10 protein-coding genes and 2 pseudogenes are annotated in these 12001 nt (G+C 39.8%); all 12 read left to right on the top strand.

Annotated elements, in window-relative coordinates; genetic code table 11:
• Window positions 1–501: pseudogene (locus AB5642_RS18730) on the top strand (FtsK/SpoIIIE domain-containing protein); the annotation flags it as partial.
• Window positions 500–799: pseudogene (locus tag AB5642_RS18725) on the top strand (conjugal transfer protein); the annotation flags it as partial. The pseudogenes AB5642_RS18730 and AB5642_RS18725, both read left to right, overlap by 2 nt.
• Window positions 777–3227, top strand: coding sequence for an ATP-binding protein (locus AB5642_RS18720; RefSeq protein WP_173718290.1), 2451 nt, complete (start codon window positions 777–779; stop codon window positions 3225–3227). The pseudogene AB5642_RS18725 and the gene AB5642_RS18720, both read left to right, overlap by 23 nt.
• Window positions 3227–5413, top strand: coding sequence for a CD3337/EF1877 family mobilome membrane protein (locus AB5642_RS18715; protein WP_173718291.1), 2187 nt, complete (start codon window positions 3227–3229; stop codon window positions 5411–5413). Before AB5642_RS18720 ends, AB5642_RS18715 begins: the two co-directional genes overlap by 1 nt.
• A complete protein-coding gene (locus AB5642_RS18710; RefSeq protein WP_173718292.1) occupies window positions 5410–6417 on the top strand; it encodes a lysozyme family protein in 1008 nt (335 codons plus the stop codon). The genes AB5642_RS18715 and AB5642_RS18710 overlap by 4 nt, the downstream gene beginning before the upstream one ends.
• A gap of 16 nt (window positions 6418–6433) precedes the next feature.
• A complete protein-coding gene (locus AB5642_RS18705) occupies window positions 6434–7336 on the top strand; it encodes a conjugal transfer protein (RefSeq protein WP_368371836.1) in 903 nt (300 codons plus the stop codon).
• 164 nt (window positions 7337–7500) lie between these two features.
• Entirely contained in the window at window positions 7501–8040 is a 540-nt protein-coding gene (locus AB5642_RS18700; protein WP_173718294.1) for an RNA polymerase sigma factor, read from the top strand.
• Window positions 8024–8782, top strand: a complete 759-nt coding sequence (locus AB5642_RS18695; protein ID WP_173718295.1) for a hypothetical protein — start codon at window positions 8024–8026, stop codon at window positions 8780–8782. The genes AB5642_RS18700 and AB5642_RS18695 overlap by 17 nt, the downstream gene beginning before the upstream one ends.
• Window positions 8763–9650, top strand: a complete 888-nt coding sequence (locus AB5642_RS18690) for an ABC transporter ATP-binding protein (RefSeq protein WP_173718296.1) — start codon at window positions 8763–8765, stop codon at window positions 9648–9650. Before AB5642_RS18695 ends, AB5642_RS18690 begins: the two co-directional genes overlap by 20 nt.
• Window positions 9637–10863: an ABC transporter permease subunit gene (locus AB5642_RS18685; protein ID WP_173718297.1), complete on the top strand. Its 1227-nt coding sequence runs from the start codon at window positions 9637–9639 to the stop codon at window positions 10861–10863. Before AB5642_RS18690 ends, AB5642_RS18685 begins: the two co-directional genes overlap by 14 nt.
• A 338-nt stretch (window positions 10864–11201) precedes the next feature.
• The gene (locus AB5642_RS18680; RefSeq protein WP_015552791.1) at window positions 11202–11621 is read left to right on the top strand and encodes an RNA polymerase sigma factor; all 420 of its coding nucleotides are present in this window, start codon (window positions 11202–11204) and stop codon (window positions 11619–11621) included.
• Window positions 11622–11623: 2 nt separating this feature from the next.
• A complete protein-coding gene (locus tag AB5642_RS18675; RefSeq protein WP_004613734.1) occupies window positions 11624–11872 on the top strand; it encodes a helix-turn-helix domain-containing protein in 249 nt (82 codons plus the stop codon).
• Window positions 11873–12001: the final 129 nt, after the last annotated feature.

Here is a 12001-nt window from a genome sequence, read left to right as displayed (position 1 = left end):
GGTTTTTTTACTGACCTGCAAAGCAGATCAAGGGAAAAAATCGTCTGGTTTCCAAAGATTTATTATCAAATGGAAAAGGGACTGCTTCATATTCGCTGTGAAATCACATTAGGAAAATATCAAGACCAGCTTTTACGATTAGAGGATAAATTGGAAAGTGGCTTGTATTGCGAGCTGACCGACAAGACCTTACATGACGGTTATATCGAATATACCCTGCTTTATGATATGATAGCGAACCGCATTACCATTGATGAAGTACGGGCAGAAAACGGCTGTCTTAGACTGATGAAAAATCTTGTTTGGGAATATGACGCACTTCCCCACGCTCTGATTGCTGGTGGGACTGGTGGCGGTAAAACCTATTTTCTGCTGACACTCATTGAAGCCCTACTGCATACCAACGCTGTCCTTTACATTTTAGACCCAAAGAACGCTGACCTTGCGGACTTGGGGACAGTCATGGGAAATGTGTATCACACCAAAGAAGAAATGATAGATTACATGGTTTGTGATTACGGAATTTCTCATTATTCTGTTTGGGGATATTCCCCCACTTTCCATGATTGAGGGAGCATTTCTCAAATACTTTGGTATTCCCGTTGCTCTCACTTGGTTCATGTCGCAGAAAACCTTTGACGGAAAGAAGCCGTACAGCTTTTTGAAATCACAGATAACCTATGCCCTGCGACCGAAAATCACTTATGCAGGAAAAGCCGTAAAACTGCATAAGCAGACCTTGAATGAAACAATCACGGCAGTAAGGAGTGTGAATTATGTTCCCGATAAAATATATTGACAATAACCTTGTCTGGAACAAGGACAATGAGGTGTTCGCTTACTATGAGCTGATACCATACAACTATTCTTTCCTATCCGCAGAGCAGAAATTTATCGTGCATGACAGCTTTCGCCAGCTTATCGCACAGTCCCGTGAGGGAAAAATTCATGCGTTGCAGATTGCCACGGAAAGCTCAATACGAAGTATGCAGGAGCAGTCAAAGAAGCTGGTTACGGGGAAATTAAAGGAAGTTGCCTGCCAGAAGATAGACGAACAGACCGAAGCGTTAGTATCAATGATTGGGGACAATCAAGTGGACTACCGCTTTTTTCTTGGCTTTAAGCTCATGGTTACGGAAGAACAGCTCAATCTGAAGAACATCAAAAAATCGGCGTGGCTGACGTTCACGGAATTTCTCCATGAAGTGAACCATACGCTGATGAATGATTTTGTTTCCATGCCGAATGATGAAATCAACCGTTACATGAAAATGGAAAAGTTACTGGAAAATAAAATCTCCCGTCGCTTTAAGGTGCGTCGCTTGGAAATCAATGATTTTGGGTATCTCATGGAACATCTTTACGGCAGGGACGGTATCGCCTATGAAGATTATGAGTACCAGCTACCAAAGAAGAAATACAAGAAAGAAACGCTGATAAAGTATTATGACCTTATCCGTCCGACAAGGTGTGTGATTGAAGAAAGTCAACGATATTTACGCTTGGAGCATGAGGACAGGGAAAGCTATGTGTCCTACTTTACCGTCAATGCGATTGTCGGGGAGCTTGATTTCCCGTCGTCTGAAATATTCTATTTCCAGCAACAGCAGTTTACGTTCCCCGTTGATACTTCTATGAATGTAGAAATCGTGGAGAACAGAAAGGCTCTTAGCACCGTAAGAAATAAGAAAAAGGAACTGAAAGACCTTGACAATCACGCTTATCAAGCTGGAAGTGAAACCAGCTCAAATGTGGTGGACGCTTTAGACAGCGTGGACGAGCTGGAAACGGATTTAGACCAGAGCAAAGAAAGTATGTATAAGTTAAGCTACGTCATACGGGTGTCTGCACCCGATCTTGACGAGCTGAAACGCCGTTGTGATGAAGTCAAGGACTTTTACGACGACCTCAATGTAAAGCTGGTGCGTCCTGCTGGGGATATGCTGGGGCTTCATTCTGAATTTTTACCTGCCAGCAAGCGATATATCAATGATTATGTGCAGTATGTAAAATCAGACTTCTTGGCAGGGCTTGGCTTTGGAGCGACACAGCAGTTAGGGGAAACTACGGGTATCTATATGGGCTATTCCGTTGATACGGGAAGAAATGTGTACCTGCAACCGTCTTTAGCTTCGCAGGGTGTAAAAGGCACAGTAACAAACGCCCTTGCTTCTGCTTTTGTCGGTTCGCTTGGCGGTGGAAAGTCATTCTGCAACAATCTTCTGGTATATTATGCGGTGCTGTTTGGCGGTCAAGCAGTCATTTTAGACCCCAAAGCTGAGAGGGGCAACTGGAAAGAAACGCTCCCAGAAATCGCCCATGAAATCAATATCGTAAATCTTACCAGCGACAAGGACAATGCAGGACTTCTTGACCCGTTCGTGATTATGAAGAATGTAAAAGACGCTGAAAGTCTGGCAATCGACATCTTGACATTTTTAACGGGTATTTCCTCTAGGGACGGCGAAAAATTCCCTGTACTTCGTAAGGCGGTACGCTCCGTTACCCAGAGCGACAGTCGGGGCTTGCTCCATGTGATAGACGAGCTACGCCGTGAAGATACACCCATATCAAGAAATATCGCAGAACATATCGACAGCTTCACGGACTACGACTTTGCACACCTGCTGTTTTCAGACGGTACGGTGGAAAATGCTATCAGTCTGGATAACCAGCTCAATATCATTCAAGTAGCGGACTTAGTATTACCAGATAAGGACACGACCTTTGAGGAATACACGACCATTGAATTATTGTCGGTGTCTATGCTGATTGTGATTAGTACCTTTGCCCTTGATTTTATCCATTCGGACAGAAGTATTTTTAAGATTGTAGACCTTGACGAAGCGTGGGCGTTCTTAAACGTGGCACAAGGCGAAACCTTATCAAATAAGCTGGTGCGTGCTGGACGAGCTATGCAGGCAGGCGTTTATTTTGTTACACAATCTTCTGGGGACGTGGCAAAGGAAAGTCTGAAAAACAATATCGGCTTGAAATTTGCCTTTCGTTCTACTGACATTAACGAGATAAAGCAGACCTTAGAATTTTTCGGCATTGACAAGGACGACGAGAACAACCAGAAACGCTTGCGTGATTTAGAGAACGGACAATGCTTATTGCAGGACTTATACGGGCGTGTCGGTGTGGTGCAGATACACCCCGTCTTTGAAGAACTGCTACACGCCTTTGATACCAGACCGCCCGTACAGAGAAATGAGGTGGAGTGATGAAAGAAAGGATAAAAGGTGCGTTCACAAAAAAGAAGATTTTCCACTTTCTCAAAATGGCTCTGTTTGTCGTAGCACTCTCCCTTATCCTGCTTTCACTTCTGGGGACGGTGGCTCATGCAACGGGGCTTGTGGACGATACCATAAATGCAGGAAATCTTTATTCAAAATATCCCCTTTCCAACTACCAGCTTGATTTTTTCGTCGATAATAGCTGGTCGTGGCTTCCGTGGAACTGGCTCGACGGTATCGGAAAATCGGTACAATACGGGCTTTACTGCATTACCAATTTTGTCTGGACGATAAGCCTTTATTTAAGCAATGCTACGGGCTATGTGGTGCAGGAAGCCTATAAGCTGGACTTCATCAATGATATGGCAGACAGTATCGGAAAAAGCATACAGACCCTTGCAGGCGTAACACAGAACGGTTTTTCCAGCTCTGGCTTTTATGTCGGTTTCCTGCTTCTCATTATCTTAGTGGTGGGACTTTATGTTGCCTATACAGGACTGATAAAACGGGAAACCAGCAAGGCACTTCACGCTGTTATCAACTTTGTGGTGGTGTTCGTGCTGTCCGCTTCTTTTATTGCCTACGCTCCCGACTATATCAAGAAGATAAATGAATTTTCATCAGACATCAGTACCGCTTCTTTGGACTTGGGAACAAAAATCATGCTCCCCAACTCTGACAGCGAGGGCAAGGACAGCGTGGACTTGATACGGGACAGCTTATTTTCTATTCAAGTGGAACAGCCGTGGTTACTCTTACAATTCGGGAACAGCAACGCAGAGGAAATCGGAACAGACCGTGTAGAAGCTCTTGTATCGGCAAGCCCAGAGGACGAGGACGGGAAAACCAGAGAGGAAGTCGTGAAAACAGAAATCGAGGACAACGACAACAACAATTTGACGATACCGCAGGTGGTAAACCGTTTGGGTATGGTGTTTTTCCTCTTGTTCTTCAACTTAGGTATCACGATATTTGTATTCTTGCTTACGGGCATGATGTTGTTTAGCCAGATACTTTTTATTATCTTTGCAATGTTTTTACCTATCAGTTTTCTACTTTCCATGATACCGAGCTATGAAAGCATGGCAAAGCAGGCAATCGTGAGGGTGTTTAATACCATTATGACACGGGCAGGAATAACGCTCATTGTAACGGTGGCGTTCAGTATTTCCAGTATGTTTTATAACATATCCACTGATTACCCGTTTTTCATGGTGGCGTTCTTGCAGATAGTATCTTTCGCTGGTATCTACATGAAGCTGGGCGACTTAATGAGTATGTTCTCTTTGAACGCTAACGACAGTCAAAGCATGGGACGCAGGATATTCCGCAGACCGTATCTATACTTGGCACATAGGGCTAGGCGTATGGAAAGACGGCTTGCTGGTGCGGTTACGGCTGGCGGTGTCGCTGGTGCGGTGGCAGGTAGCACGATTTCAAACGGAAAAGCGACAAGGAACACAGCCACAAAAAGCAGTCGGGGCAATACCACTTCCAGCATGGGACAGCGTGCAGGCTCAAAGGTGGGTGCTGTCTTAGATACGAAAAATAAAGTGAAAGACAAGGCAAACGCTGTCAAAGAAAATATCAAGGATATGCCGACACAGACCGCTTATGCGGTGTATTCCGCAAAGGAAAAGGCAAAGTCCAGCGTGTCCGATTTTAAGCGTGGCATGGTGCAGGAACAGCAGTCCAGACAGACGGGACGTTTGGAAAAGCAGGAACAGCATAGACAGAATATCGCTGACAAACGTATGGAGCTTCAAAAGGCACAAGAAGCAAGGCACGCACAGCGAAAGGCTGACGGATCAGCGACAGCGGGAGCTACCCGTCCCCATGAGCGACCAGCCACAGCTTCAAAGCCGAGTGCGGAAAAAATGCAGGAAGTCAAACGTCCTGCCACAGCGACCACTTCAAAAGCAAGTGAGCCAGTCAAGACAAATGTTATCAAAGAGCGTCCGTTATCTTCTGGTGCTTCTGATAAGAAAGCGACCCAGTCGGCACAGCCAGTACATAGGCAGAATGTAGAAAAAGTGGTATCGCAGGAAACACGCCAGAATTACACAAAAGACCGCAGGACAAAGGTTCAGCAGACGCAGAGCGTCCAGAAGAACCAGCAGACCACAGAGAAAACCTGTAACCTTGTAACGAAGAAAGGACAGAAGAAAAAATGAAACTGAAACATATCGCTATCATTGGCAGTCTGTTTCCTATCCTCTTTTCTCTGGTGCTTTTCTTTGGTGTCTTGATTAGTGCGGACAGCGACGACGAGAACAGCAACTTTTCTTCTGGTATTACAAGTATGAACCTATCCGCAGAAGTCTTGAAACATCAGCCTATGGTGGAAAAATATGCCAGAGAATACGGCATTTCCGAGTATGTCAATGTGCTATTGGCTATCATTCAAGTAGAAAGTGGCGGTACGGCAGAAGATGTTATGCAGAGTTCGGAAAGTCTGGGATTACCGCCTAATTCCTTAGATACGGAAAGCTCAATCAAGCAGGGGTGTAAGTATTTTGCGTCCCTGCTTTCTTCCTGCAAAAATCAAGGTATCGACGATTTGAATGTAGCGATACAGTCCTATAACTATGGCGGTGGCTATGTGGGATATGTGGCAGGAAAGGGAAAAAAGCACACTTTTAATCTAGCAGAGAGCTTCGCCCGTGAGAAATCGGGGGGAAAGAAAGTAACCTATACCAACCCGATAGCTGTTGCAAAGAACGGGGGCTGGCGGTATGGCTATGGAAATATGTTCTATGTGGAATTAGTCAATCAATATCTGACCGTGGCACACTTTGATAATGCGACGGCACAAGCGATTATGAATGAAGCGTTGAAATATCAAGGCTGGAAGTATGTGTATGGTGGCAGTAACCCGAACACTTCCTTTGATTGTAGCGGACTTGTGCAATGGTGCTATGGAAAAGCTGGTATCTCCTTACCGAGAACCGCACAAGCACAGTATGACGCTACCCAACATCTTCCACTCTCGCAGGCAAAGGCTGGGGACTTGGTATTTTTCCATTCCACTTATAACGCTGGAAGTTATGTAACACACGTCGGTATTCTTGTTTCGCCGACACAGATGTACCATGCAGGCGACCCGATAGGATATGCAGACCTAAGCAGTAGTTACTGGCAACAGCACTTAATCGGTGCAGGACGAGTAAAACAATAGAAAGGACTTGAAAAATATGTTTAAGAAGAATAAGAAATCGACTGAAAATGTCAAAGAAAAAAAGGTGCGTACTGTCAAGGTAGGCACACATAAGAAAACCGTGATTGCGTTGTGGGTGGTGCTTATCGCAAGCGTGAGCTTTGGAGTATATAAGAATTTTACGGCTATCGACCAGCACACGACCCATGAAAAAGAAATCATTGAACTTCGCTTGCAGGACACCAGCGGGATAGAAAATTTCGTGAAAAACTTTGCGAAGTCCTATTACACATGGGATAACAGCAAAGAAGCTATCGAAGCAAGGACGCAGGCAATCAGCGGTTATCTGACAAAGGAATTGCAGGACTTAAATATAGATACCATTAGAACCGATATACCGACCAGCTCCACAGTTACAGATGTGATTGTGTGGCATATCGAGCAATCGGGAACGGACACTTTTTCTGCTACCTACGAAGTAGATCAGCAGATAAAAGAGGGAGAACAGACAAGAAATGTGAAAGCAACCTATACCGTAAAAGTCCATGTAGACGCTGACGGGGATATGGTAATCGTTCAGAACCCTACCCTTGCACCAGCAATCGAAAAATCAGACTATGAACCTAAGACACCAGAAGCAGACGCAAGTGTGGACGCTGATACTGTCAATGACGCTACCGCATTTCTGGAAACATTTTTTAAGCTCTATCCAACAGCCACAGAAAAAGAGCTTGCTTATTATGTAACGGGGAATGTACTTGAACCTATCGGCAGGGACTACCTTTATTCTGAATTGGTAAACCCTATTTTTATAAAGGACGGGGACAATGTGAAAGTCAAAGTTGCTGTGAAATTCCTTGATAATCAGACAAAGGCTATGCAGGTATCGCAGTATGAGCTTGTGCTACATAAGGATAGCAACTGGAAGATTGTAGGATAAATGATATAGCGTGCATTTCTTATCAGATTTGCACGCTATTCTTTGCTTTTGGTAATTATTTTAAATTATTTTGAAAAATGACTAACTTTTTATCTGTCTGTGTTGTTATACTTAGTAGAATGATGTAAACGTTTATAACATTTTAAATGAGAAAGGAGGATTTTGTGCTTACAGATTTTCTTTTAATTCAGAAAATGAAACAAGGTAACGAACAGGCTTTTAATACTTTTGTGCGTAAATATTATAACGAAATACTAAAGTATTGTAGTTACCATTGTTATGACACAGAATATGCCGAAGATTTAACACAAGAAACATTTGTAAATTTTTTCGCAAAATTATCTGATTATCATTATCAAGGTAAAACTATGAATTATCTTTATACGATTGCTGGAAATTTATGCAAAAACCATTGTAAAAAGAAAAAAGATGTATTGATGGACGATGAGTTCTTATTAACACACGGAATGTCAAATGATATGGAACAAGTCTTGGATAAAATGTTTATAGATAGTGCAATCAGCTCTCTTTCTAAAGAATTAAAAGAAGTTGTTGTTTTGTATTATTTAGATGGATTTAAAATTGCAGAGATTGCAGAGAAATTACAAATTAGTTTATCTTTAGCAAAGTACCGATTAACAAATGCACGAAAACAATTGGAAATTTTTGGAAGAGAGGAGGACATACATGAAAAGGAACTTTGAAATGTTTGAGGTTGATACATGGATTGAACCAAACGAGGAAAAAATTGTGGACACAGTTAATAAGTCAATAGAAATCTTTTATTTGAAAGAGCAGGAAAAGCTATTGACTTACCGAGAGTTTTTATGGTCGCAATTCCGTATAACACAGAAAAAATGGTGGATATTACAGATGTTATTATTGGTAGGAATTGGAATAGCCCTTTATTTTAATCAAGAGATTTTTATCATACAGAGAGGATTAGGGATTACAAGTGTTTTATTTGTGATTTTGATTATTCCAGAATTGTGGAAAAATAAATCTAATCAATGTATGGAAATAGAGAATACATCTTACTATTCTCTTAGACAAATATATTCAACACGGATTTTTTTATTTGGCTTGGTAGATGTAATATTACTTACTGCATTCTGTATATTTTTGCATGGAAGTTTGCATATTACATTGCTTTCCCTACTATCACAGTTTGTCTTTCCTGCGGTTGTTACTGCCTGTATTTGTTTTGGTCTGCTATGTAATAAAAAAAATGTAAATGAAACTATTTCTATTGTTTTATGTATTCTGTGGAGTGTAGTATGGTGGCTAATTACAGCAAATGAAAAAATATATTCTGTTATAAAAATGCCAGTATGGATACTTTTGTTGGGAATTGCGTTATTGATTTTAGGAAGTATGATTTATAGAGTTTTACATGATTGTACTAGATATTGGGAGGGACATTCAAATGGATTTAACGATAACTAATTTAACAAAGAAATTTGATAATTTCACAGCAGTAGATAATATAAATGTCACAATGACAACAGGTGTATATGGATTGTTGGGGGTGAATGGTGCAGGTAAAACTACTCTTATGCGTATGCTTTGTACATTACTTCGTCCAACCGAGGGAAAAATAACTTGTAACGGAAAAGATATTTTGGCTATGGACGGAGATTATAGAAAAATTTTAGGGTATTTACCACAAGACTTTGGTTTTTACCCAGAATTTACCGTAAAAGATTATCTGCTTTATATTTCGTCAATAAAGGGGATAAAACCGATCGTCGCAAAAAAACGAGTAAGAGAATTGGTTGCAAAGGTTGGTTTGCAAAAAGCATTCAATAAAAAAATGAAAAATTTATCTGGCGGTATGAAGCGTAGGGTTGGAATTGCACAGGCGATGTTAAATAATCCCCAAATTTTAATTCTTGATGAGCCGACTGCTGGTCTTGACCCAAATGAACGCATTCGTTTTAGAAATTTAATCAGTGAATTGGCAGAAGAACGGCTTGTACTTTTATCTACGCATATCGTTTCTGATGTGGAATATATTGCAAACGAAATTCTACTGATGAAAGATGGACAATTGATTCATAAAGGAACTGTAGTTGACCTTATCAATTCAATGAAGGAATATGTTTGGGTATGTCATGTAGAAAAAAATATGGTTCAGAACTTATCGCAAAAAAATAAAGTGTCGAATATAAAATCAGATGTGAATGGTGTAGAATTACGAATTATTTCAAAAGATAAGCCAGTTGAAAAGGCAACAAGAGAGAACGCCACTCTTGAAGATGTGTTTTTGTATTATTTCGGCGAAAAGGCAGGTGTAAATAATGGTACGATTTGAATTAAAAAAAATATTTGCAAAATCATCAAATAAAATTGCGTTAATTATTCTTTTGGTGGCTATTGTAGTAATTAGTTATTTTGCGATTGGAAGTATAGAATATGTAGATTCTAGCGGAAATAGTCATACAGGAATTACTGCATATAACAGGTTAAAAGAAGTAAAAAATGAATGGAAAGGTAATATAACAGAGAGTGTATTGCAAGAAGTTTTAGAGGAGAATAATAAAATAAAGAGTTCTGAAGAATATTTATCAAAAAATGATACGGAAAATAATATAGCATATTCTCGGGGACAAGGGTTTTCTGATATTAAAGATATGATAAATAGAAGTTTTTGTGATTTTCAAGAGTACGATTATTATCGAGTTGATACAGTTACTCCGACAGAACTAGGAAATTTTTATTCGAACAGGATAGATAACTTGAAGAAGTGGCTTTCTTCGGATTCTGTTAAGGACAATTATACAAAACAAGAAAAAGAATATCTTGTTGAAAAATATGAAGAAATGCAAATACCTTTTTACTATGAATACGCAGGTGCTTGGACGAGTCTTTTATATTATTTGCCAGTATTGATAATGTTGATTATGTTAGTTGGAACATTTTTAATATCTGGAATTTTTTCTGATGAGTTCCGTTTAAAAGCAGATTCCATTTTTTTTAGTACGGTATATGGAAGAAGCAAAGCAATTAGAAGTAAAATTGTAGCTGGATTTGTCTGTATCACAGCAATTTATTGGATTTCTATATGTTGTTTTTCTGGAGTTGTTCTTGGGTGTTTGGGTATTGACGGAGCAAATTGCTTAATTCAAACGAGTTTGGGAGGTTGGAAAAGTTTTTACAATATAACATTATTACAAAAATTTTTATTGACAATAATAGGCGGATATATAGGGGTGTTATTTATGTCGACCCTTTCTATGTTAGTATCTGCAAAAATGCGTTCTTCTGTTTTAGCAGTAATAGTTCCTTTTGTAATATTACTTGTTCCGTCTTTTTTATCTGATTTTTCCGTATTATCGAAAATTTTAGGATTGTTGCCAGACCAACTTTTACAAATCAGTTCATCTGTCAATTATTTTAATGTTTATCAAATTGGGAGTAAGGTTATAGGGGCAATCCCGATTCTATTTACAATATATTTAATATGCTATTTTATACTACTTCCATTATTGTATCGTATATATAAAAAGTCTGAATTAAACTCATAATAAAAACGAAATATGAAAACTGAGGGCATTATGCTTATGCTACAAAGGCAAAAGTTTAATAGAAATCAAGTGCTGTAAGGGGGCTTGTATTATGGAAAGTTTTAAGCATAATCTTATATACTCATACACTACCTAACAGCACTTTATCAACAATTGAATATCTCACAGCTTTAATAGCTCGTATAAAACTATATGTTTTGTGCGGGCTTTTTTCATACCAAAAAAAATTTTTAAAATTTTTTCGGTTTCAACTTAACAAATCACACCTGCCGTTCCCTATATGGTGCGGAAAGAGGGATAACCACTTTTCACGTCGTAACGGAAAGGGGGTGAGATTGATGAAACCGTCTGACTTCCAGAAAACAGTTCAATGCCGTTTTGAAAGTTGTTTGAAGAAAGTTGTCCGACATGTTGTTAAGGACTATCAGAAGAAATTAAAACGACGACAAAAGGAAGAAACACTCTTTTGTGAACTTCCAGAAATCGTTGTAGAAAATCTGGCTGTCTGGGACGACTATGATACGGACTATACGATTTTCAATGTATGCGGTAATGATATTCGTGTCTATGATGATGAATTGGCAGAAGCCTTGAAACAGTTATCCGAGCGTAACCGTGAAACTTTGCTGATGTATTACTTCTTGGAAATGAACAACGAAGAAATTGCAAAAAAGCAGAATATTTCCAGAAGCGGTGTATTCCAAAATCGGCATAACTCATTGGCACTTATGAAAAAATTACTAAAGGAGAAACAGTAAAAATGAAACAAACATTTAAGAAGCCGTCCTACTACTTGCTTTCACAAGCAATGGACGGGGACGAAAAAGCGATTGAAAAGATACTGGCATTTTATGACCCGTACATATCAAAGTGCTGTCTGCGTCCACTCTATGACGAATACGGCAATGTTTATATTGTTGTAGATATGGAGTTAAAGGGACTTATCAGAGAAGCACTTATTAAAATGATTTTAGGGTTTGATATTGCCTTAGAAATCGAAGAAGAATAACAAGCAGTAACCGCAGAGCATGATTTGTTCAATCCCCTCTTTCCTGCTCTGCCCCTGCTTTTACATGAAAGCAACACGCTTTCGCCACAGCTCTTTGACAACTGAATAAAGCAGACAGATACGTTTGTG

Source organism: Ruminococcus sp. 1001136sp1_2201st1_G3_2201SCRN_220225 (assembly GCF_040924365.1).
Classification (GTDB): Bacteria; Bacillota; Clostridia; order Lachnospirales; family Lachnospiraceae; genus Blautia_A; species Blautia_A faecis.
The sequence above is the reverse complement of the archived record's forward strand: the minus strand, read 5'-3'. Positions and strand labels throughout refer to the sequence as shown.

Bases quoted from the DNA above. Each gene is read 5' to 3' on its own strand.
- AB5642_RS18720 (WP_173718290.1), top strand. From the start codon at position 777: ATGTTCCCGATAAAATATATTGACAATAACCTTGTCTGGAACAAGGAC.
- AB5642_RS18715 (WP_173718291.1), top strand. From the start codon at position 3,227: ATGAAAGAAAGGATAAAAGGTGCGTTCACAAAAAAGAAGATTTTCCAC.
- AB5642_RS18710 (WP_173718292.1), top strand. From the start codon at position 5,410: ATGAAACTGAAACATATCGCTATCATTGGCAGTCTGTTTCCTATCCTC.
- AB5642_RS18705 (WP_368371836.1), top strand. From the start codon at position 6,434: ATGTTTAAGAAGAATAAGAAATCGACTGAAAATGTCAAAGAAAAAAAG.
- AB5642_RS18695 (WP_173718295.1), top strand. From the start codon at position 8,024: ATGAAAAGGAACTTTGAAATGTTTGAGGTTGATACATGGATTGAACCA.
- AB5642_RS18690 (WP_173718296.1), top strand. From the start codon at position 8,763: ATGGATTTAACGATAACTAATTTAACAAAGAAATTTGATAATTTCACA.
- AB5642_RS18685 (WP_173718297.1), top strand. From the start codon at position 9,637: ATGGTACGATTTGAATTAAAAAAAATATTTGCAAAATCATCAAATAAA.
- AB5642_RS18680 (WP_015552791.1), top strand. From the start codon at position 11,202: ATGAAACCGTCTGACTTCCAGAAAACAGTTCAATGCCGTTTTGAAAGT.
- AB5642_RS18675 (WP_004613734.1), top strand. From the start codon at position 11,624: ATGAAACAAACATTTAAGAAGCCGTCCTACTACTTGCTTTCACAAGCA.